General features: G+C 39.8%; 25 protein-coding genes. 7 read left to right on the plus strand and 18 right to left on the minus strand.

Features of this window, described 5'->3' with window-relative positions; translation table 11 throughout:
* Positions 1 to 70 precede the first annotated feature (70 nt).
* A complete protein-coding gene (gene trxC, locus OSH00_RS10740) occupies positions 71 to 502 on the minus strand; it encodes a thioredoxin TrxC (RefSeq protein WP_266130427.1) in 432 nt (143 codons plus the stop codon).
* Positions 503 to 1,399, minus strand: a complete 897-nt coding sequence (locus OSH00_RS10745) for an alpha/beta hydrolase (protein ID WP_266130428.1) — start codon at positions 1,397 to 1,399, stop codon at positions 503 to 505.
* A gap of 126 nt (positions 1,400 to 1,525) precedes the next feature.
* On the opposite strand from OSH00_RS10745, the gene OSH00_RS10750 reads away from it, so the two are divergent.
* Both OSH00_RS10750 and msrA read left to right on the plus strand, forming a co-directional pair.
* Positions 1,526 to 1,864 carry a protein tyrosine phosphatase family protein gene (locus OSH00_RS10750; RefSeq protein WP_042085020.1) on the plus strand — a complete coding sequence of 113 codons (339 nt, stop codon included), beginning with the start codon at positions 1,526 to 1,528 and terminating at the stop codon, positions 1,862 to 1,864.
* An 814-nt stretch (positions 1,865 to 2,678) separates the two neighbouring features.
* Positions 2,679 to 3,200, plus strand: coding sequence for a peptide-methionine (S)-S-oxide reductase MsrA (msrA, locus tag OSH00_RS10755; RefSeq protein ID WP_266130429.1), 522 nt, complete (start codon positions 2,679 to 2,681; stop codon positions 3,198 to 3,200).
* An 88-nt stretch (positions 3,201 to 3,288) separates the two neighbouring features.
* Here the strand turns inward: msrA and OSH00_RS10760 are convergent, their stop codons facing one another.
* From OSH00_RS10760 to OSH00_RS10780, 5 genes are all read right to left on the minus strand, one after another.
* The gene (locus tag OSH00_RS10760; protein WP_196074490.1) at positions 3,289 to 3,693 is read right to left on the minus strand and encodes an ExbD/TolR family protein; all 405 of its coding nucleotides are present in this window, start codon (positions 3,691 to 3,693) and stop codon (positions 3,289 to 3,291) included.
* Entirely contained in the window at positions 3,693 to 4,316 is a 624-nt protein-coding gene (locus OSH00_RS10765; protein ID WP_266130430.1) for a MotA/TolQ/ExbB proton channel family protein, read from the minus strand. Before OSH00_RS10765 ends, OSH00_RS10760 begins: the two co-directional genes overlap by 1 nt.
* A 28-nt stretch (positions 4,317 to 4,344) precedes the next feature.
* Complete coding sequence (locus OSH00_RS10770; RefSeq protein WP_266130431.1) at positions 4,345 to 5,160, minus strand: energy transducer TonB family protein; 816 nt, start codon at positions 5,158 to 5,160, stop codon at positions 4,345 to 4,347.
* A 219-nt stretch (positions 5,161 to 5,379) separates the two neighbouring features.
* Complete coding sequence (purU, locus tag OSH00_RS10775; protein WP_196074487.1) at positions 5,380 to 6,246, minus strand: formyltetrahydrofolate deformylase; 867 nt, start codon at positions 6,244 to 6,246, stop codon at positions 5,380 to 5,382.
* An 83-nt stretch (positions 6,247 to 6,329) separates the two neighbouring features.
* Positions 6,330 to 7,022, minus strand: coding sequence for a TetR/AcrR family transcriptional regulator (locus tag OSH00_RS10780; protein WP_196074486.1), 693 nt, complete (start codon positions 7,020 to 7,022; stop codon positions 6,330 to 6,332).
* A gap of 111 nt (positions 7,023 to 7,133) precedes the next feature.
* On the opposite strand from OSH00_RS10780, the gene OSH00_RS10785 reads away from it, so the two are divergent.
* The 4 genes from OSH00_RS10785 (at position 7,134) to OSH00_RS10800 (ending at position 11,053) form a co-directional block, all read left to right on the plus strand.
* Positions 7,134 to 8,582, plus strand: coding sequence for a coniferyl aldehyde dehydrogenase (locus OSH00_RS10785; RefSeq protein ID WP_266130432.1), 1,449 nt, complete (start codon positions 7,134 to 7,136; stop codon positions 8,580 to 8,582).
* Positions 8,583 to 8,747: 165 nt separating this feature from the next.
* Positions 8,748 to 8,984: a 50S ribosomal protein L28 gene (gene rpmB / locus OSH00_RS10790; RefSeq protein WP_000048256.1), complete on the plus strand. Its 237-nt coding sequence runs from the start codon at positions 8,748 to 8,750 to the stop codon at positions 8,982 to 8,984.
* Positions 8,985 to 8,996: 12 nt separating this feature from the next.
* Positions 8,997 to 9,152, plus strand: coding sequence for a 50S ribosomal protein L33 (rpmG, locus tag OSH00_RS10795; RefSeq protein ID WP_003654787.1), 156 nt, complete (start codon positions 8,997 to 8,999; stop codon positions 9,150 to 9,152).
* A 182-nt stretch (positions 9,153 to 9,334) separates the two neighbouring features.
* On the plus strand, positions 9,335 to 11,053 hold the full coding sequence (locus OSH00_RS10800; protein WP_266130433.1) for a cation:proton antiporter: 1,719 nt from the start codon (positions 9,335 to 9,337) through the stop codon (positions 11,051 to 11,053).
* Between the two features lie 93 nt (positions 11,054 to 11,146).
* Here OSH00_RS10800 and OSH00_RS10805 read toward each other — a convergent pair whose 3' ends face one another.
* The 5 genes from OSH00_RS10805 to OSH00_RS10825 form a co-directional block, all read right to left on the minus strand.
* Entirely contained in the window at positions 11,147 to 11,425 is a 279-nt protein-coding gene (locus OSH00_RS10805; protein ID WP_266130434.1) for a hypothetical protein, read from the minus strand.
* 108 nt (positions 11,426 to 11,533) lie between these two features.
* On the minus strand, positions 11,534 to 12,037 hold the full coding sequence (locus OSH00_RS10810; protein ID WP_196074483.1) for a DUF6586 family protein: 504 nt from the start codon (positions 12,035 to 12,037) through the stop codon (positions 11,534 to 11,536).
* A gap of 329 nt (positions 12,038 to 12,366) precedes the next feature.
* Entirely contained in the window at positions 12,367 to 12,618 is a 252-nt protein-coding gene (locus OSH00_RS10815; RefSeq protein ID WP_266130435.1) for an RNA recognition motif domain-containing protein, read from the minus strand.
* Between the two features lie 86 nt (positions 12,619 to 12,704).
* Positions 12,705 to 14,696, minus strand: coding sequence for an ATP-dependent helicase (locus tag OSH00_RS10820; protein ID WP_196074481.1), 1,992 nt, complete (start codon positions 14,694 to 14,696; stop codon positions 12,705 to 12,707).
* Between the two features lie 175 nt (positions 14,697 to 14,871).
* Positions 14,872 to 16,008, minus strand: coding sequence for a glycerate kinase family protein (locus OSH00_RS10825; protein ID WP_266130436.1), 1,137 nt, complete (start codon positions 16,006 to 16,008; stop codon positions 14,872 to 14,874).
* A gap of 99 nt (positions 16,009 to 16,107) precedes the next feature.
* Here OSH00_RS10825 and OSH00_RS10830 point away from each other — a divergent pair, with 99 nt between their 5' ends.
* On the plus strand, positions 16,108 to 16,560 hold the full coding sequence (locus tag OSH00_RS10830) for a carboxymuconolactone decarboxylase family protein (protein ID WP_266130437.1): 453 nt from the start codon (positions 16,108 to 16,110) through the stop codon (positions 16,558 to 16,560).
* Between the two features lie 133 nt (positions 16,561 to 16,693).
* Here the strand turns inward: OSH00_RS10830 and OSH00_RS10835 are convergent, their stop codons facing one another.
* The 6 genes from OSH00_RS10835 to OSH00_RS10860 form a co-directional block, all read right to left on the minus strand.
* Positions 16,694 to 17,257, minus strand: a complete 564-nt coding sequence (locus OSH00_RS10835; RefSeq protein WP_196074493.1) for an HdeD family acid-resistance protein — start codon at positions 17,255 to 17,257, stop codon at positions 16,694 to 16,696.
* A 134-nt stretch (positions 17,258 to 17,391) separates the two neighbouring features.
* Positions 17,392 to 18,150: a hypothetical protein gene (locus tag OSH00_RS10840; RefSeq protein WP_266130438.1), complete on the minus strand. Its 759-nt coding sequence runs from the start codon at positions 18,148 to 18,150 to the stop codon at positions 17,392 to 17,394.
* 5 nt (positions 18,151 to 18,155) lie between these two features.
* The gene (locus tag OSH00_RS10845; RefSeq protein WP_266130608.1) at positions 18,156 to 18,923 is read right to left on the minus strand and encodes an NYN domain-containing protein; all 768 of its coding nucleotides are present in this window, start codon (positions 18,921 to 18,923) and stop codon (positions 18,156 to 18,158) included.
* A 108-nt stretch (positions 18,924 to 19,031) separates the two neighbouring features.
* A complete protein-coding gene (gene topA / locus OSH00_RS10850; RefSeq protein WP_266130439.1) occupies positions 19,032 to 21,674 on the minus strand; it encodes a type I DNA topoisomerase in 2,643 nt (880 codons plus the stop codon).
* A gap of 26 nt (positions 21,675 to 21,700) precedes the next feature.
* The gene (locus OSH00_RS10855; protein ID WP_196074476.1) at positions 21,701 to 22,150 is read right to left on the minus strand and encodes an ammonium transporter; all 450 of its coding nucleotides are present in this window, start codon (positions 22,148 to 22,150) and stop codon (positions 21,701 to 21,703) included.
* A 106-nt stretch (positions 22,151 to 22,256) separates the two neighbouring features.
* Positions 22,257 to 22,595: a winged helix-turn-helix transcriptional regulator gene (locus tag OSH00_RS10860; protein ID WP_266130440.1), complete on the minus strand. Its 339-nt coding sequence runs from the start codon at positions 22,593 to 22,595 to the stop codon at positions 22,257 to 22,259.
* Positions 22,596 to 22,643: the final 48 nt, after the last annotated feature.

The following is a 22,643-nucleotide window of genomic DNA, read 5'->3' on the forward strand; positions in this document are numbered from 1 at the left end:
ATGGTTTGTAAAGACAGTGTACCTTCAGGTTTTACATGAGAATCTGACACAATAACTCCGAGCCCATGAATTATTTAAGGGCATTCAATTGTTGATCTAACCATTCTTGTAATTGGTTAGCCCGTAATGCGCCGCTTATTCTAGCAACTTCCGTGGTTTTATTCATTAAAACCAAGGTTGGAATGCTTCGAATATTAAAAGCACTACTCAAACGTGGATTCGCTTCTGTATCAATTTTGGCAAAAACCACATTGGGATTACTCCCCGCCACTTGCGTAAAATGAGGCGCCATCATTTTGCATGGACCACACCATTCAGCCCATAAGTCAATCAGAATAGGCAGGTCACTATGACTCACAAAATTGCTAAAATTCTGTTCATTCAATTCAATTGGAGCAAGCGGTATAAGATTCTGATGGCATTGCCCACAACTCGGCTGCGCATTCAACTTATCTTCAGGAACACGGTTTTTTGCGCCACATGATGGACATACAATGATCATCTAGCTTACTCCTATATGTTGGTGTAAAAAGTCTAATTGGGTCAAAATTGCTTTTTCCAACCATTTCCCGTGATAAATATCAAAATGTGCCATATCCCACTCATGATATTGCACAAAAGGTGCGATATTTGTTGCCGTTTCACGACTGGATTCTATCGGAATAAAACTGTCTTTTTTAGATGCAATAAACAACACTGGAATATTTATACGTCTTACCGTCTGAATCGGTCTAAAACGAATTAAATTAAAGAAAACACGTGCAGGAACTTCGCCACTCCAAAAATAGTCCGGATGTACAATCGACATGTAACCATGGTAGCTGTCTTTGGTCGGAATAAAGCAAAGGTCATAAGGATGCACCACAGGCAGAGTTCTAGGAAGCATTCCTACCTTTGCCCCCATATAATCTTGACTGGATATTTTTAAAGCTTTAGGCAATTGTTGGATCGGGAAAGATTTTGCCGTTTCCGCACCGTCTACATAAGGCACTTGCACCATGATCGCTTGAACATTTTTCATTTCGCTGGCAAGACTCAGTACATAGCCACCACTCAGCGATGTTCCCCACAATACAATTTTCTTAGAATTTATTTTCTTTTGCGTTGCTACATAATTGACAACCGTTTTCCAATCTTCCATCTGATTTTGCAAAGAAATAAGTTCACGGGGAAAACCTGTACTGCCTCCCCAGAAACGATAGTCAAATAACACAACAGCATAACCAGCTTGGGCAATTTTTTGTGCATATGCAATCAATTTGAATTGTCTAAGGCAGGCAAAGCCATGTGCCATAATGATTACAGCAGGTTTCTTTAAATTTTTAGGACGATAAAAATCTGCGGCTATAACTTCTTGCCCGATGGGGACATACAGTGGTTCAACTGTATATGCGTACATACACACTCCATTGCGTTATCTTTTATAGATATTTCTTTTATAAATCTTTTGTAGTCCAAACTCAGTTCTGAGCTTAATGCTATTATATATAGCATATTTGATTCTAAATAATATAGGAGTGACAAAATGAGTGAAAATGTTGGTTTCGCAGGTCAAATCGGTCCAGAACATATTGCTCAAGTTGCAGAAAAGGGGTTTAAGTCTGTAATCAATAACCGCCCTGATTTAGAGGGTGGCCCAGAACAGCCTACCAGTGCACAAATCGAAGAAGCAGCACGTGCCGCGGGATTAGATTATGTATTTTTACCTGTGGTTGCAGGTCAGATTACAGAAGTAGATGTGAGAACGTTTGCAAACCGTTTTAATGAGCTTCCAAAGCCAGTCCTGATGTTCTGTCGTACAGGCAATCGTTCCAATAATCTTTACCAAATCGCCAAGCAAATGGACTTATTAGACGACGAATAATAATCGTTTCACTAAGATAAATATCGTTGAGAAGCATTATTTCTTGATTGATTTTAGAATATGAACAATCACCAAAGAGCCATTTCAACCTATTGGAATGGCTTAAGTTTAAAATATTGATGAAAAATAAAATTTAAGAATTTCACATAAGATGTCGTATGTTAGTTGTATAGGAAATAAATAATTGGTGAACAAAATGTCATTGGTACTACCTGTGTGGGTCGATTATGGGGCAATTGAAGTTCTCTGGTATAGCCATTTTGACAATATGGAAATTATTATTTCATGGTAGGAAGATCAATAAAGTATTGATATATAAATATAAAACAGATCTCCAAGCTACTAAAGCGATTCTACCCAATGGAATAATAATAAAAGTTACAACGCATAAAGAATCTGATTTCTTCTACAAAATACATGCAGAAAAAAGTCATTCTTATGCTTGATAACGATTACACATCGTACTTATCCTTTGAAGAAAAGAAATATTTTCATAAAAGGAAAACTTAATTTTTCTCCTACTCCACCCAGTATTTAAGCGAATACAAAAAAACTTAACAACCTCGTTGGTATAAAATCAATTTTTAGGAGCACATTCTTTTTAAATGCCTTTACTCACACGAATACCATAAGCTTTGACAATTTATTTATATTTATTTGATTCTAAATTTAGCTACAATTTCTCCTGACCGATCAACTTAATCAAGGTTGTCATCTTATCCATCCTGAAATAGTGATATGACATAATCACAATTTTCACGCTATGATCATTTAGATCATATTTTTTCCCATTCAATAATAAAAGGATTTCTCAATGCAACAAGCTTTATTCGGTGGTGGCTGTTTTTGGTGTACAGAGGCCGTTTTTTTACAGCTTAAAGGTGTTCAAAAAGTTCTAAGTGGTTATGCTGGCGGGCATACAACCCATCCGACCTATGAGGCGATTTGCAATGGAGATACCAATCACGCTGAAGTCATTTTGATTGATTTCAATGAACAGCAAATCAGTTATCAGCAACTGCTCACTGTATTTTTTGCGATACATGACCCTACCACGTTAAACCGTCAAGGCAATGATATTGGTACACAGTACCGTTCTGTCATTTATTACTTCAATGATCAGCAAAAGGTTGAGTCTGAAAGCTTTATTGAACAGCTCAAAGCGGACGGGCTGAATATAGTTACAGAGTTAAGCCCTGCTCCAACGTTCTATCCTGCAGAAGAATATCATCAAAATTTCTTTGCCCGTAATCCTGCGCAGGGATATTGTAATTTTGCCATTCCCCCAAAGTTACTTAAATTACACAGTCAATTCCAGGACTTGCTCAAAGATTAAGTTTTTTTAAATTTAGAGGATTTAAATCCGTATAAAAAAACCTCCCATCAGGGAGGTTTCAAAAACTTTTTAAATATCTTAATTTTGGTTAATTATCACTCATAAATGCAAGATCATTGAGTCCTGCCTCACTTGCACGCGACATTACTTGTGCAACAGTGTCATAACGCGATTCTTTATCAGCTCTTAACTGAACAGCGGGTTTAACAGGTTTCTGTCCAGCTTCATCAAATCGTTTCGATAATTCATCTAAAGTGATGATTTGATCATTCCACGCCACTTCGCCTTGCTGATTAATACTAATCGTAATGGCTTCAGGAGGTGGAGCATTCACTTCAGCTGTGGTTTTCGGTAAAGTTAACGGTATCGATGGGTTAGCAACGGTTGCTGTCACCAAGAAGATGATCATCAATACCAACATAATATCGATCAGCGGAATGAGATTCATCTCATTCATGCCAGAATCGTTGTCTTCTCCCAGTTGAAAAGCCATTAAGCTTGACCTCCCACTAAACTTTTATTTGTCGCCTCAGCTTCAACTTTTTTCGTTGAAGATTCTTGCTGCAACATTGTATCAATCAATAGACCATGTGCCTGATCTTGTAATTCATTTGACAAAGTACGATTGAAACGCACACAAATGTTATATGCCAATACCGCAGGAATTGCGACCGCAAGACCAAGACCCGTCATGATCAACGCTTCACCAACAGGTGTTGCAACTTGAGCCAGACCCGCTTGACCGCTTTTACCGACAGCAACCAGAGCATGGAAAATCCCCCACACTGTACCAAACAAACCAACAAATGGTGCAAGTGAAGCAATCGTACCTAAAACAGAGACACCCTTTTCAGCACTGGCTTTTTCAACCGAGATTTGACGTAACAAAGCTTGTTCTGCAACTGCTTTACGCTGGTCAAAACCAAGTGGTGCAAGTTTTGCCTTTAATGCACTCAACGCTTGAGCGAGATGGTCTTGAGCAACCTGCTTGAGTTGACGCGTGCCTAAAATACGCAAAATGAACACAGTCCACGTTGCAATAGACATTGCCAATAACACGAAATACAGTGTTTTACTGACCGCATCAGCATGTTGCCAATAAACTGAAAAGTTCATATGCACATTTCCTAATTCTTAAAAAAAATCATTTTTTAGAGACTGACAACGCAAAATCCTGCCTAATTTTAAATGGTACACCAGTGCCATTTTCTTTGTAGGCTTTAAATTTTGCAGATTGTGTCTGTTTAACAACGTAACTGTCTAAACTTGAATTACCACTCGATTGGATAATACGGACATTGGTAATATTTCCATTTGCATCTGCAGTAATTTCCAAATTCACAACTTTTGTCCCATCTTCTGGTGACATCAGTTTAAGTAGCTGTTCTTTTGCAATTCGAGGACTGCGACTCCAAGATACCTGTCCGTCACTGACATTACGTGGCGTATTCCGTTGTTCTTGCTCACGACGCTGACGGTCACGTTCCTCTTGTTCACGCTTCTGTTGCTCCAAACGTTTTTGATCCTCTAAACGCTTTTGCTCATCTAGGCGTTTTTGATCTTCTAAACGCTTTTGATCCTCTAAACGTTTTTGGTCTTCCAGACGTTTTTGCTCTTCAAGCTTTCTTGCCCGATCATCATTTTCCACAGGTTTTTTCTGCTCAATGACTTTCGGCTTGACCACCGGTTTCGGTTCGACTTTCTTCTCTACCGGCTTTGGTTTAACTTTAGGCTTGATCTGTTCAACAGGAGGTGGAGGCGGGGGTGGAGCATCTTCTTTCAGCTTTAAAAATTTGATTTTTAAAGGTTCTTTCTTTATTTGAGGTAATTCAAAAGCCTTCATGTTGCTGATTCCCCACAATACACCAACATGTCCAACAACAACTGCCAAGACAGCAACAAGGACTTTTTTCTTCATCGGTGGTGGCGTTTGAAGTGGTGCAGAGGAAAACTGACTCATAAGAATCTAAATACCTAAAATTGAGTAAACTGTAAAACAATCAATTTACAGATTAAGCTCATCGGATAGAACAATTAAAGTGCAACAATCATAAATGAGAAGTGTTTTCATTTGCAACTGCTTTTTTTGCGTTTTTTATCGTTTTTACAAATAAAAAAATAAAAAGGGATGCATAAAACATCCCTTTTTCATCTTAAAAAATCAAACAACATTCACATATTATTGAAATACAACAGTCTTGTTGCCATCGACAATAATACGATCTTCAAGATGCCATTTTACAGCTCTTGCCAACACATTACGCTCGACATCCTGACCCAATTCACGTAATTGTTCAACTGTAAAATCATGATTAACGCGTTCTACATCCTGCTCAATGATCGGACCTTGATCCAAATCAGCTGTGACATAATGTGCAGTCGCTCCAATCAACTTCACACCCTTTTCATAGGCTTGTTTATAAGGATTTGCACCAACAAACGCAGGCAAGAATGAATGGTGGATATTGATCACCTTCATTTCCCACTTTTGTACAAACTCTTCATCAAGAATCTGCATATATCGAGCAAGCACCAACAAGTCATTGCCCTGCATGAGTTCATCAATCTGCGCATACGCTTCACGCTTATTTTCTTTATTGACTGGAACCACATGGAAAGGAATGCCAAAGTTCTCTACAGACTCACGCAAATCTTCATGATTTGACACCACTTGAGTAATTTCACAAGGCAAGCCACCACGCGAATGGCGCCACAACAACTCCAGTAGCGCATGGTCAACTTTAGAAACTAAAATGCCGACTTTCTTAATGTCACTCACCAAGCTTAAACGCCAATGCATCGCATAACGCTCAGCAACATTACTTGCGAAAGTCTGAATCAAACTTTCACGACGAGATTGCAAATGGTCTAGCTCAAACTCAACACGCATAAAATAACGCCCGCCCTGAGCTTCAGTTGCGTATTGATCAAGCGCGGTGATGTTTGCGCCCTGATGATACAAAAAGCTCGATACAGCTTGCACGATTCCTGGCTTGTCTTCACAAGTAATCAGTAGACGTGCTGTGTTGGCAGTAGTCATGTTCATGTTGAAGGATATCACTTATAAATTAGTTTAAAACAGCCGAGTATTCTAACGCTTTTTTAGCAGCTTTCAATCTTGATTCGGCATCAATCGTGTTTTACTGCCGATAAACTTGCAAATAATTCTGAAGAACCAAAACTTTCCAACAAGCGCTCGTAGGTTTCACGACTTTCACCACGTAAGTAAGGACCTTCTAAAAACACCATTTGACGTAAAGCCTGCCAAATCCATTTTTCATCCAAATGATTAGAATCACTCAAATGTCCCGACATATAAAGAAAGTTCGTCCAGTTGGTAAGCACAATCCAAATATTGATAATCAATGCTTCTATTTCAGATGCTGTCATCTGCATCAATCCCGCTTGAACAAAAGCATGATAAATTTTTTGTCCCTGCTGCATCACTTTACCGGCAAAACGGGGATATATCTTTCTAAAATCTTCATTATTTTCAATTAAATGATAGACATCACGATGTAAAAAACGATATTCCCACAGTTGACTGCTCAACACTTGGAAATAACGGATTTTATCATTGGCATTGACGATACGGTCATCGGGTAATGAAAGCATATCCAAAGTTTCTTTTTGATATTGCTCCATCAACTCTTTAATGATTTCTTGCTTATTTCGAAAATGATAATACAAATTTCCAGGACTAATCCCAAGCTCAGCTGCAATATGATTGGTCGTAACAGCACGCTCTCCGCGTTCATTAAAAAGTTGCAGGCTAATCTGCAAAATTCGATCTTTCGTTTTCAAAGTTTTGGAGCTTGACATCCTATTACCATTTTTAACCGTTAGCACAAGCTAACATAAAGTGACTTGACTATTTAGAGTATTTACTCTAAAAAATATATTATATTAACCTATCCGTAAATGGTGTTTGTCATGAACAGTCATACAAAAACAGATTCAATGACTTCCTATTCACCTGAAGTTCAACGTATGCATGATCTTCTTGAGCAACAGAAAGCTGCCTATCAGCGTTATCCTGTGCCTACTGCAAAAGAGCGTATTGAACGTTTAGCTCGCTTGAAAAAAGTTTTGGTAAAATATCAAGATCAATTTGCAGATGCAATCAACCAAGATTACGGCAATCGTTCAATCAGCGAAACTAAAATCGGTGAACTACTTACCTGTTTAGAGCAAATTAAATATTATAGCAAGCATTTAACAGCATGGATGAAGCCATCTAAGCGTCATGTGTCTATGTTACACCAACCTGGTAAAGCATGGGTGCAATATCAACCTTTAGGCGTGATCGGAATCATCGCACCATGGAATTATCCGTTGTTACTGTCCGTTGGACCACTGATTTGCGCCTTGGCGGCGGGTAACCATGCCATGTTAAAAATTTCCAGTTCATCTTCTCAATTTGGTTATGTGCTTGAAAATGCACTATCTGAGGCATTTCCACAAGAGTTGGTTGCAGTAGTGAACGGCGGTGGGCAAATTTCCGATGCTTTTTCGCATTTAGCATTCGATAAAATCATTTTCACAGGTTCTACCAATGTGGGTAAAACAGTCATGAGTGCTGCAGCAGAGAATCTTGTGCCTGTCATTCTTGAACTGGGTGGTAAATCGCCAGTGATTGTACACCCATCCAGCGATTTAAAATTGGTGGCTGAACGAATTGCATTTGGCAAGCTTTGGAACGCAGGTCAAACTTGTGTTGCACCTGACTATATGTTCCTGCCTAAAGGTAAAACAGCTGAATTCATTGACTCATTTAAAGAAATCGCGACAGCAATGTACCCGACCTTGCGAGACAATCAGGACTACACCAGTATCATCAATGACAAACAGTACAATCGTATCCTAGGTTATTTAGAAGATGCGCGTCAACAAGGTGCTCAATTTACTGAGATTAATCCTAATCATGAGGATTTAACTACAGTCCGAAAAATTGCCCCAACATTCTTAACAGGTGTCTTGCCTACGATGGACATTATGAAGAATGAAATTTTTGGTCCAGTCCTTCCAATCATGGAATATGATCAAATCGACGATGTGATTGACTTTATTAATGGCAGACCTCGTCCACTTGCTTTATACTATTTCGACTTTGACAATGCTCGTGCTGAATACGTTTCTCAACGTACTCATTCAGGACATTTCGGTCAAAATGCCGTACTGACCCATGTTGCACAAGACGATCTACCATTTGGTGGCGTTGGTGCTTCGGGTATGGGCAAATATCATGGCCCAGAAGGTTTCTTTGGTTTATCACATGAACGTTCAGTGATGTCTATTCCTAAGCTCTTTAGCTTAAAATTCATCTTAGCGCCTTACGATAAACCCCTAAATAAAATTTTAGAGAAAACTTTCTTACGCTAACTGATCAAGGCATGATCTATCACAATAGATCAGATTGCGTTTTGACGAATTCCGCTTGTCTTTTAAGCGGAATTTTGGTATAAAACGCCCCTTGAATGAATTCAATCCGTTTTATTTTGACTGGCCATACAGATTTGCTGTTGGCTAAATCAATGGAGTTACACCATGTCTAAGGTTTGCCAAGTTACCGGCAAGCGTCCAGTCGTTGGTAACAACGTCTCACACGCCAACAACAAAACTAAACGCCGGTTCGAGCCGAACCTGCATCACCACCGTTTCTGGTTAGAAAGCGAAAAACGTTTCGTACGTCTTCGTTTAACCACTAAAGGTATGCGTATTATCGACAAATTGGGCATTGAAAAGGTTGTTGCTGACCTACGTGCTCAAGGTCAAAAGATCTAAGGAGTCTGAACCATGCGTGATAAAATTCGCCTAGTTTCTACTGCTGGTACAGGTTATTTCTATACCACTACTAAGAACAAACGTACTATGCCGGAAAAAATGGAAATCAAAAAATTTGATCCAAAAATCCGTCAACACGTTATCTTTAAAGAAGCTAAAATTAAATAATTTTAGTTTTCTTAAAAAATACGATCCATTTGGGTCGTTTTTTTTGCCTTTTTTTTCTTCAGCTTGTTAAAATCTTCAATAAATTTGGCACTATTCGTGCACTTTCTATGGTTTCACAACGAACCATACCCTTCTAGAAATGATTTTTTGAATGATTTCTCCTCAACATTAAGGAGTATTTAGTGCCTCATGACGTAGATCTGATTATTTTACTTGCAGTCGGTTTTGGTATAGCCCTCATTTTTGGCTATATCGCTGCACGTTTACGCCTTCCACCTCTGATTGGTTATTTAATTGCAGGGATTATCATTAGTCCCAATACACCTGGAATTGTCGCGGACATTACACTTGCCAATCAGCTTGCTGAACTCGGTGTGATGTTTTTGATGTTTGGCGTAGGCATGCACTTTTCACTCAATGATTTAATGCAAGTCAGACGAATTGCTTTACCAGGGGCAATTTTACAAATCGCAGTTGCAACATTATTGGGAATCGCTGTTTCCATGATGTGGGGATGGAGTTTTGGGTCTGCATTGGTCTTTGGTTTAAGTTTGTCTTGTGCCAGCACCGTCGTTTTACTCAAGGCACTGGGAGATAAAGGCTTACTAAACTCAGTAAACGGCAAAATCGCTGTGGGCTGGTTATTGGTTGAAGATCTGGTTATGGTCTTGGTCTTGGTCTTACTACCAGCGACGGCAGTACTTCTCGGCGGACATCCAATCGCAGGACATGAGTCAGATCAGAACATTTGGATGACATTGGGAATCACCCTCATAAAAGTGACAGGCTTTATTGCCTTTATGCTGATTGTTGGCAAACGACTCGTTCCTATGATCATGCAATATGTCGCTCGTTTAGGTTCTAGAGAGCTTTTCACCCTCACTGTAGTTGCAGCAGCAGTTTCAATTGCTTATGGCTCATACGCGATCTTTGGCGTGTCTATGGCATTGGGAGCATTCTTTGCTGGGATGGTGGTAAAAGAATCAGATTTTAGCCATCGTGCGGAAGAAGAAACCTTACCATTGAGAGAAATTTTCTCAATTCTTTTCTTTGTTTCTGTAGGAATGCTGTTTGATCCACGCATTATTATTGAACAACCTTTACATATCTTAGTGGTCATTGCCATTATTATGATTGGTAAAACGCTGGCAGCAATGGCCTTGGTTTTATTCTTCCGCTATCCGATCAATACCGCTTTAACTGTTGGTGCAAGTTTGGCACAAATCGGGGAATTCTCATTCATCCTTGCCACGCTCGGCTTATCACTTGGATTATTGAGCCCTGAAGCACAAAACTTGATTTTGGCAGGTGCATTATTCTCGATTACCCTCAACTCATTTTTGTTTTCAGCCATTGAGCCTGTACAGAACTGGATTCGTGAACGCTCACATTTAGCGCGCTTGCTTGAACGCAGTGGCGATCCATTGGCAATGCTTCCTGATGAAGTCGATCAGGCTTACTTACGTGATCAAGTGGTGATCGTAGGTCATGGTGAAGTCGGGCGTCGCATTACCAAGACACTTATGCAAGATGGTATTAAGGTGGTAATTGCAGAGGAAAATCGTGAAATTGTAGAAAACTTGCGTGAAAAAGGCATCGCTGCGGTTTCTGGTCGTGCCACGGAACCGAGTGTTCTCATTCAAGCACATATTCAACATGCAAGACTCTTGGTTATTTCACCCATGGATATTGTCGATATCCATAAAATTGTCGACACAGCGAAATTACTTAATCCAGAAATTCAAGTTTTGGTTTGTGCTGAGAATAAAGAAGAAGCTGAGGTCATTCGTAAAGACAATATCGGTGAAGTCTATTATGCAAAAGAGGAAATGGCGAAAAATATGAGCAACCATATTTTAAATCAAATTCAAATTGCACATCATCACGAGCCGACGCATTAAGTCTTTGTTGAGATCTTAGCGGAGTTCAAAGCAAGACCAAGAAAAACGCACTTTAAAGTGCGTTTTGTTGTACTTCTTCTAGCAAAACAAACTTTAGCTCATATATTTTGGCTGCACATCAACAACTTCTGCATGCCACTCATCCGCTTGCTTTTCAAGCAAGGCAAACAATGCAGCTTGAATCATTTGCTGAGCTATCACTGGAGTTTGATCACCCAATAACGCCTTCACTTCCTCATTAAACTGAATCGTGACCAATGGGTCTTTCTCAGAACCTGCATTACGCAATGCCAACTCACCACCTTCGAGTTGTACTAACTCCAAAATAGCTTCTTGATTCCCAAATAACTCTTTTAACTGTTCAATAGACATAAATCCTCCATGCTCAACATGGGGCAAAGCACTGAATGCACTTTGCATCTTGTAGATATTTTATATAGTCATTTAAAACAAAATTTCAAGTGAATCTGATCAAAAAGATCAGAATTCAACCATTTCATTACGAAAACCATCAATAAGCTGTGATAAATCACGGTGCCATTCTCTCAAAATTTTAGTATCAGGCAACCAAGCTTGTGGTGTTTGCGTCACTTTAATAATTAAATTAGATGATGTTTCATCCTCTGGTTCCGGTGCACTGGGTTCAGGTGCGTATTGGCACAAACGATAAGCTCTTTTAAGCTCTGCAATAAATCCTTCCTTTGCCAACTTCTGCATCACCAAAACTTCAGGTGATACCTGCCCTTTGGCAGCCATGTTTTCTTCAATCGACTTCAAAGTAGGAGATAAATCATTTAATCGATAATAGCGAACCAGTTCCTGTAAAAAAGCCAGAACCGCACCATGCAGATGAAAGACCGCTGCTTCACGTTGTGCTTGGGCTTGCTGAACATTTTCAGTCTGCTCTGCCTGCATACATGAAAGACGAGCAAAATAAAGTTTTTGATTGGTACGGTCTGCATGAAAGCGAGCTACACGTGACATGGATGTTCCCTAAGATTTTGGCATTTATTACATAGCGTCTGTTGAGATTGCAACCATACCTTGCGTTATCGACTGAAACGACATAAACAAGGCATGAAAAAAATTTCACAGTCGCAAGCATCTGTGAAGTGTCAACATATTTGACTTAGCTTAATCTTTATTGCACAGAAATCACAATAAATTTTATCCATGTTGAATGTCAATAAAATGAATAGTAATAAGCTCATCAAAATAGCTCACTCAACCATACAGAAAACACAAATAAATTGATCGTGATCTATTCAACCATCCCTTTATATAAAAAAGGAGCATTCCTGCTCCTTGTTAGATTAAGCTTTTGGCTTTTCTTCCGCAGCTTTCACACGAATCCCATGACCATGTAAACGTAAAGTATTCAAACCTTTAATCGCTTTAATTGCTTCACGACCATTCGGCATTTCCACGAAAGCAAAGCCTTTTGACTTACCTGTTTCTGTATCCAACACCAAAGTACATGAATCAATGGCACCATACTGTTTAAAGAGTTCCAGCAATTCTGCTTCGGTCACAGTACGTTCTAAATTACGAACTAAAATTTTCATCTCACAACCTTAAATATAAACGAGGCAAAAAACATCAAAAAGCACTCGCCTACCTACTTTTTGAATGAAAACACAATTGCCATAGTTTAATCCAGATCAATGCCAAAATCTAAATTAATCGCTTGCCGTTCAATTAAAGCACTTTTAACTGTTTGTTCGCGTTGTCTGTAATGGGTTTCTGTTGTACATAAATTTCGAGTCAAATCATTGAAGAAATAACTTTCGATTTCTCTTCCCTGTTCATCTGTCTGACGATGTGCCCAAAAGTTTAAATTTTGCTTGGTTAAAATCAATTCGTTCTGTGCACGGGTGAGTGCCACATAAAGGACTCTACGCTCTTCCTCAACTTCATCAAAATTACCTTGTGCGCGTGCATGCGGATATTGTCCTGCGGATACGTTGGCAACATAACAGACTTTTTGTTCAGTCCCCTTTGCAGAGTGAATCGTAATCATTGTCACCACATCATCCTGTGACTGACGTTCGATCTCACTAATCGAGACGGGGTCTAGTACGTACTCTTCTAAAAACTCACTTAATTGCGTATGTTTAGAAGCAAGCTGTTTCACCAGATCAAAATCACCCACGCGTTTATGCCAGTCCTTTTTAGCATAATTTTCTTCTAACTGGTTGAGGATTGCTTCAACACCAAGCCGAACGCAAGCTTCAACTTCAGTCTTCAACACACTCATTTGCTTCATGATCAGCAAGGTATGATCTGGAATACGTCCAAATTTCTCAAGTTTCTCTGTAATACTTTCAATATCAGGATCAAGTAACAGCTGTTGAGCAAGCTTACTTGCACCTACATCACCGACGCCATTCCACAAGGTTAAAAAACGCATCCACGCAATATCGTCAAGCGGATTGGCAATCACACGCAATAGGCTGAGCAGATCTTTTACATGTGCAGTTTCAAGTAATTTCATTCCCCCGATAAAACGGTAAGGCACATTGGCTTGAATAAATGCAGCTTCGATATGTCTGGCAGCAAAAGCCGAACGCACCAAGACCATATGATCGTTCCATGCTGAGCCTTGCAACAAATGGCGCTCTTTAATATCTATTGCAATCCACTTTGCTTCATCAAACTCATTTGGAAAAACATGCATACGTGGTTTAAGCCCTTCGCCACGGTAAGCTTCAAGTTTTTTATCATAATGAATTGGGCTTCGTTCCAACAACCAATTTGAAAGGTCTAAAATTTCTTGGGTAGAGCGATAATTTTTTTCTAATTTGAAAATCTCTGCATCTGCCACTCGATCTTTAAAATGATGAATATTTTCAAAGTCTGCACCGCGGAACCCATAAATCGATTGTGCATCATCGCCAACACAAAACAATGAGGTTTTTTCTTTCAAAGGTTCTAAAATTGCCCACTGCAAGGGATTGGTATCTTGCATTTCATCTACCAGCATGTATTGGCACAGACTTGCCACATACTCAACCAATCCTTCAGATTGTGCCAAAGCCGATCCAACAACAGCAAGAATATCATCATAGTCCAGAAAGCTACGAGCACGTTTACGGCTTTCATACTCTTTCATGATTTCAGCAATTTGATCTTTATCGTCTAAAAACTCAGGCAACTGTTTTTCTAAAGCCAAACTCAGTTTTTGACGTGTATTGCGAGCAAAAGAATATAAATCACAAAGTTGTTGTGGTTTCGGTAAAGCATTCGGATTTTTTTTATCATCTTTACCGCGAATCAGACGGAACAACATCAATTGATCATCACGATCAATGATTGAAAACTGATCCAGACCAAATGCCTTGGGTGCACGGCGCAATAAATACATACAGAACGTGTGGAATGTTGAGGCACGTAATCCTTTCGCCTGATCCCCCAACGCCAACTCGACTCTTGCTACAATTTCACTGGCAGAACGGCGCGTAAAAGTCAAAATCTGAATTTGATTCGCTGGAATACCTTGATCAATCAGATATGCAGCACGAGCAACAATCGTTTTGGTTTTGCCACAACCTGCCCCTGCAAGCACTAGACTATGCTTTGTTCCAGTCGTAGCAGCTTGTTTTTGTTGAGGGTTTAATTCATCAATCAGGTTGGCTAAACTCATTTTCACTCATCATTGCATGGATGGTCGTTAGTTTAGCAGAGCTGTCCTAAAATATGCATTTAAACCCTCGTATCAAGTCATGAATTGACGTTTAAATCAATGCAAAAAAATACAACAGAATGCAATATGCTTTGCATTTTAAAAATGCCAAAGCAGGTCTATCTGCAAGACCGGACTAGACATTGAGCAACCGAATGACATTTTCACAACAGCGCTGTAAATTTTTCTCTCCCTGCTTCAATGCTGTTTGTAAATCACATGCACCATCAACAATGCCAAAAATTGCACTAAAACCGTCGGTGTATAATTCCTCAACCCCTTGCCCCACGTAACCAGCAAAAGCAATCACAGGTTTATTCAGGTTCTTTGCAACTTGCGCCACTCCAAAAGGAGTTTTACCAAACTTGGTCTGAAAATCTATACCACCTTCTCCAGTCAAAACATAATCAGCTTTCGCAATCTTTTCTGCCAGCTGAGTTTCTTCAATCACAATGTCTACACCTGAACGTATTTTTGCACCTGTAAAGACCATCAGGCCAAAGCCTAAACCACCTGCTGCACCCGCCCCATGTACATCGGCAACATCGATATTTAATTGCTGTTTCACCAAATCGGCAAAATATCTTAAATTCCGATCCAGCTTTTCAACCATCTCAGGTGTTGCTCCTTTTTGTGGGGCAAACACATAAGCAGCACCAGATGCTCCACATAAAGGATTCGTCACATCACTGGCAATCACAATCTCTGTCTGCTTCAAACGATGATCCAATTGCGAAATATCAATGGTCTCGATTTGCTCCAGTTGCCCACCACAGACATCCACAATATGCATATTTTTATCTAAAAATTTTGCACCCAAGGCCAGCGCCATTCCTGCACCCGCATCATTGGTGACACTCCCACCCAAACCGATAATGATTTTAGACACACCCAATTCCAAGGCAGTTTTAATCATTTCACCTGTCCCTAGTGTTGTTGTCACTAAAGGATTTCGTTGGGACTTTTCGAGCAGGTGAATACCATTCGCCATCGCCATTTCAATAACGGCTGTTTTACCCTCATCAATTAAACCTAAATAGCTTTGAATATTTTGACCGATCAGAGGACCAGTGACTTCAAAGTGTATTTTACGACCATTCCGCGCAGAGACGAGTGCATCAACAGTTCCCTCACCACCATCCGCCATAGGCACATGGATACACTGCGCATCAGCAATCGCTGTGTTGATACCGCGTTGCATCGCACAACAGGCTTGTTCAGCTGTCATGCTTTCTTTAAATGAGTCTGGAGCAAGAACAAAAATTTTGGTCATGAGAAAATTTATTTTGGTGAGATTCAAAAAATAACATAACCATTTTTTTTGGGTAGATAAACTGTTAAATGAAAAATTAACACGCAAGAAATAATCATTATGCAACGTATAAATCTTGGAAAAACAGTCCCAGAACTCTACAAAACAGTCATCGAACTTGAAAATTTATCTATGCAGAAAGTTCAACAGGCTGGGTTAGATATCGGCTTTTCACATCTATTGAAATTACGCGCTTCTCAAATCAACCAATGTGCTTTTTGTGTTCGCATGCATACCCAAGATGCAGTTAAAGCAGGTGAGACGACTGATCGTATTGCCCTGATCAGTGCTTGGCGTGAAAGCGAATACTTTAATCAAAAAGAACGTGCAGCGTTAATTTTAATTGAAGAAATCACATTGCTTGCCCAGCATCATTTTCCTGACCAAGCTTATGAGCAGGCAGCGCAACATTTGTCCAGTGCTGAAATTACCGCAATTGAATGGATTGCCATTGTGATTAATACATGGAATCGTATTGCTATTTCTAGTCAATATCGTGTTGCACCTGGATAAGCGGAAAACATTTGTTTTAGATCTGGTGTTTGATCAAGATCAAATTTTATCGTTTGAAACTGCAAAATAAAAACGCCCGATGTAATATCTCAGGCGTTTTTTATCATTGGTCTATTTAGAAGCAGCGCTTAAATTAATGACTTGCAGGAGGAATATGTTTGATTGCTGCGGCAAAAGTAAGATAGTTCACTCCTTGAAATAAAATATCAACGCCCAAGAACAGTCCAAGCACCCAGAAAGGCGCATCTGGTGATGCTAAAATAATTGCCCCAGTTGCCAAAGTTAATAAACCTGAAAATAATGTCCACCCCCATCCAGACATTGGTTTGAGCATAAACGCATTAAAAATACGAATAAAACCACCAATCAATAAAGCAATTGCCAGAAGATTGGTCAGCACCACTGCGGTAGTCACTGGTGATTTAAATGCATAATACCCGGCAATCAGATACAGCACCCCAAACAATGCCCAAAGCCAGCGGAACCCGCCATCAAAAATTTTAAATGCTGCAATGAGATGTAAAATCCCACCAATCATCATCAATGCACCAAACAGTACAATAACTGTAAGTGTTGCCATCCCCAATGAAGCCAATAAGACCAAGCCAAAGATCACCAACAATGCCCCAAGTAAAAGATACCATTTGCGGTTTTCATGGAGTTGGTGACGAACTAAATCATTTCCTACTGTACGCATATTTTTCTCTTCTTTGTTATTCATTGATTTGATTGTTGATCTAATTCAGCATCTTGTCTGTATAAAATCTGCATCTAAAACACAGAAATTATTCGCCCATATCCAGAAACAAAATTAAGGGATCTGCTTGGATACTATTTTACCCATCCCATTTCCTGTGCGGTTAAACGGCTGATCATGGTATCTGCTAAACGTTCAGGTGTTTTGCTTTTGCTTTGGGAAAGTGGAATATATCCTCCCATGATTTCTGCACGTTGCTGTGGGTAAAGCGGTTCTTGCTCAGGATTTGCATAACCTGTCGGATAAAGCGGCTGCCCTGTCGATAGATCATATTTATCCTGTGCACCAAAAGTATGTAAGAGTTCATGCACCAAAACAACTTGATTACTGGAGCTCTGCTTTTGTGAAGCAAATAAGTTGACTGAGCCAATACGTCCACGCTCCAAGGCGGTAGAGTGCTTTAAAACTTTCTGCAACTTTGGATCATAATAATTCAGATATAACGTTACAGACGGCGCACCATCCTCTCCTTGATGTTGTTTCCACGCATAGAATCTAAACTTTAAACTCCATAATATCGTATTCAATATACCTGTAGAGTCAGGAAATTTTGGTGGAGGAGTATTCAGCTCACGCCCTAGCTGGAAATGAAACGATGTCGCTTGTCCACGGAAAAGCAGCGATTGTTGCACCAAATAATGCGTCATCTCCTGTAAATCATCGACAGAGATTTGCTGTATATAATGGGACGTAGAGACTTGCCCATCTGCATTGATCGGATGCAGTAAAACCACAATCGGCTTTGTCCAATCTTGATTCATATCTCGCCAAGCATTCACTCCAACAATCAGCAGGATCATCAATAAAATTGTAATTCGAAGTTTTTTCCACATTCAATTCAGCTCTGCTTTTTTCGTTTTTTAAGAAACATTTGACTACCTTCTATTTTTGTTTCAAAAACTTCCACAGCTTTTATCAGTCCCGATAATTTCGTATAACCATAGTCACGAGTATCAAAATCTGGCTTGACTGTACTCAAATAGGTGCCAATAGAACCTAGATATGCCCAACCATTGTCATCTGAGTTGTCTTTTACCGCTTTGTAAATCAAATTTAAAGTTGCTTTATCCAGTGGGGGTTTAGTTTCTTCTTTCTCGATTGAAGAAGTTTTTCTGGTATTTTCATTATTTTTAGTTTCAACACTTTGTTTGTCTTCTTCTTTTTCTTCAGAAATTAAATTTTCTATCGAAATAAATTTGTCACAGGCTTTTTTAAATGGCTCAGGGGTTTTCTTACGTCCAAAACCATAAACAACTAAACCGCTCTCTCTAATTCTTGAAGCCAAAGGAGTAAAGTCACTATCACTGGATACAATACAAAAACCATCCAATGCGCCGCCGTATAATAAATCCATCGCATCGATGATCAAAATCATATCTGTAGCATCTTTTCCGCTGGTATATGCAAATTGCTGTACGGGTGTAATCGCATGCGGCAACAACACTTCTCTCCATTTTTTCAGGGAATCACTGCTCCAATCTCCATAAACACGCTTTACACTGGCAATCCCGTATTTCGCTACCTCTTCCAATACCGAAGAAATTGAGTTCACAGATGAGTTATCTGCATCAATTAAAACCGCAAATTTTTTAGTATTTTCCAAAATATCCCCAATTTTTTAGTTTCTTATTCATTTATTTATCATACCGCTTCTAATCGTAATTGATATAAAAAATGCCCACCTTTGTGAGCATTTTTTAATCAGTTTTAAAACTTAGGCTTCAACCCATTTTCCATCCTGGTAAAGCAACGACCATTTGGTTTGTTTTCCTTCTGGTGTTTCCGAACCAATATACTGTGCTTGATTCTTACGACTGAATTTCACCAATGTCGGATTTCCATCTGGATCTTGATCAGGCGCTTGCAAAATAAATTGATATTTTGGATCAAGTTGATCTGCAACAGAACGCAATTCAGCCACCTTAGGTGCACGTGTTTCACGTACTTTCGGGAACTTACTTGCAGCCAAGAATAGACCCGCAGCACCATCACGAAGAACAAAGAAGTCATCATGTTTGGTTGAACGTAAATGTTCCATTTTAATTGGATCTACACGTGGTGGCGCAGGTTGACCGTTCTTCAGTACTTTACGGGTATTATCACAGCTCATACACGCAAAGTAAGGACCAAACCGACCATTTTTCAACTGCATTTCGCCATCACACTTGTCACATGGAATGGTTGGTCCATCATAGCCCTTGATTTTGAACTCACCTTCTTCAAGTTCATAACCATCACAGTCTGGATTGTTTCCACAGATATGCAGTTTTCGACCACCATCAATGACATAACTGTCCATTGCAGTACCGCAAATTGGACAGCGTTTTTTCGACATCAAATCGGCAGTTTCCGCACCATCATCATCAGAAAGTGCTGCCAGTGATTCGACAGGCGTTAGATTCAAAGTACCCTTGCAGCGCTCTTTCGGTGGTAAGTTATAACCTGAACAACCCAGAAATACACCTGTCGTCCCCGTTCGAATCTGCATAGGGCGATCACACTCTTTACAATGTACCGCCTCAACTTCTACAGGTAAGTTACGACGCATGCCGTTCTCACCTTGAGCTGTGGTTAAACGCTTTTTAAAATCGCCATAAAAACTGTCCAACAGCTCTTTCCAATTGCGCTCACCATCTGCAACTTTATCCAACTGACCTTCTAGATCCGCTGTAAAAGCGTAATTCATGAGGTTATTGAAATTCTCATCCAAACGATCGGTAACAATTTCTCCCATCTTCTCGGCGAAAAGACGGCGGTTATCGAGTTTAACATAACCACGATCCTGAATCGTTGAAATAATCGCAGCATATGTTGATGGTCGACCAATACCGCGTTTTTCAAGTTCTTTGACCAATGATGCTTCAGTAAAACGTGCAGGGGGCTTAGTGAAATGCTGAGAAGGATCAAGTTTCTCAAGTTTTAAAATTTCACCTACTTTAACCGCAGGCAATAAAACATCGTCATCAGATTTGTTTTGACCACGAACTTTGGTAAAACCGTCAAATACTAAAGTTCGACCTTTGGCTTTGAGTTCTACACCATTCGCATTCACTAAAATCGTCGAAGATAAATACTCTGCCGGTGTCATTTGACACGCCACAAATTGGCGCCAAATTAAATCATACAAACGTTGTGCATCACGTTCTACACCAGCCAAACTATCGCCTTTCAGGGCGACATTTGAAGGACGAATCGCTTCATGTGCTTCCTGCGCATTTGCCTTGTTACCATAACGATTGGCTTTGGCTGGTAAATATTTTGCACCGAATTCTGTTTCGATGTGCTGACGCACCATACTGACTGCATCATCACTTAAAAAAGTTGAGTCAGTACGCATATAGGTAATAAAACCGGCTTCATACAACCGTTGTGCAAGCATCATGGTTTTCTTTACAGAGAACCCTAAACGTGTACTTGCTGCTTGTTGCAGTGTAGATGTGATATAGGGTGCGCTTGGATTAACCTTGGTCGGTTTATCTTCACGTGTTGCAACTTTATATTCAGCATCTTTTAAAATATTCAACAAAGCATCGGTTTGCGCCTTATTTTGTAGTTTTAATGCCTTACCTGCTTGTTTGACTGCTTCTAAACGAATCTCATCTTTTTTAGATTTTGTATCCGCAAAAACTTGCCAGTATTCTTCTGGAACAAAAGCTCGAATCTCACGTTCGCGCTCTACCACCAATTTCACTGCAACAGACTGTACGCGCCCCGCAGATAAACCGCGCGCAATTTTTTCCCACAACAAAGGAGAAACCATAAAACCAACCACTCGATCGAGGAAACGACGAGCCTGTTGTGCATTGACACGATTTAAATCTAAACGTGTCGGCTGTTTAAATGCTTCTTGAATGGCATTTTTGGTGATCTCATTAAAAACCACACGATGGTAACGACTGTCATCACCACCAATTACTTCCCTTAAATGCCAGGCAATCGCTTCCCCTTCCCTATCCAAATCCGTTGCAAGATAGATTTCATCTGCATCTTTGGCGAGCTTTTTGAGTTCTGCAACCACATTTTCTTTACCAGGAAGCACTTCATATTTGGCTTTCCAACCATGTTCTGGATCAACACCCATACGGTTGATCAGAGCGGATTGTGCTTTTTCAGCCTTCTGTTCTTCTGTCAATTTAGTTCGTGTAGCAGGCTTTTTTTCTGCTGTTTTGCCAGAACCACCTGTAGGTAAATCACGAACATGACCTACGGATGACTTGACAATGTAATTTGAGCCTAAATATTTATTAATCGTTTTCGCTTTTGCAGGCGACTCCACAATCACTAATGCACGCTTTTTACCAGCATCAGGAGAGTTTGCTGTAGTGCTTTTGGATGTGGACCGAGGAGCGTTCGCCATAATAAACCACTGTTCCTATTATAAAGTTAAATTTCAGCCAATTTAAGTAAATATGCTTTCATATCATCAAGTTGTGTTGCTCTAAGGTCAGATTCTTCGTCCCAATAAAGCCCTACACAATTTGCCTGCATATCAATAGCATAAATCCCTTTTAATGCAATGGGAAAATCATTAAATTTCTCATCACCTTGAATCACATGAAGCTTTTCATCTTCGACACATGCACGCATCAGCGCCAAACGTGCATCTGGAATAAGTACACTATAATAAGCCACCATACTTGCACGTGATTCTGTTGCCATCGGGATTTTTGTCCACTCTGGCGCAGCCACCAAACGCGGATGCAACCCCATCTTACGGGCTTTTTCTCGCATTAAACCCAATGCTTTTTCTCTCGGGCTTACGCGTAAGCCAAAAATTGAGCCCAAAACAAAAACAATGATAACGAGCGCAACCCAAAGACCAGTGTGTTCCATAGTTCACCTTTTAATTCCTATATTAGAGTTGCATAAGCTGAATATAAAACGCAAGTTTAAAATTAAAATTACAACGAATCTGTAAGTTTAAAGTCAGTTTAATGTCTTATTTTTCATCTCTATTTTTTTCATAAAACATCATCCAATCGCCCAATGCGCGAATCGAACTTTCCAGTGATTTTCCCAATGCAGTAATTTGATATTCCACACGCGGCGGAATTTCCGGATAGATCTGTTTTGAGATCAGTTGACACTCTTCCAAAAGCTTCAATTGTTTTGAAAGCTCCTTTTGTGGAATCGGAGCTAAAGCTTTCTGTAATTGATTAAATCGTACAGGATGTTGAGCGTGTATAAGATGATAGACAATCGGCAAGACCCACTTACCGGAAAAGATTGCAACGAATCGCATAATCGAACAGTTTTGTTCATAGTGCACAGTTGTCATTTTTCACCTTACATAAAGCTACAATTTATCAAGGCTGATTTCAGCCTG

Source organism: Acinetobacter nematophilus (genome assembly GCF_026344175.1).
Classification (GTDB): Bacteria; Pseudomonadota; Gammaproteobacteria; order Pseudomonadales; family Moraxellaceae; genus Acinetobacter; species Acinetobacter nematophilus.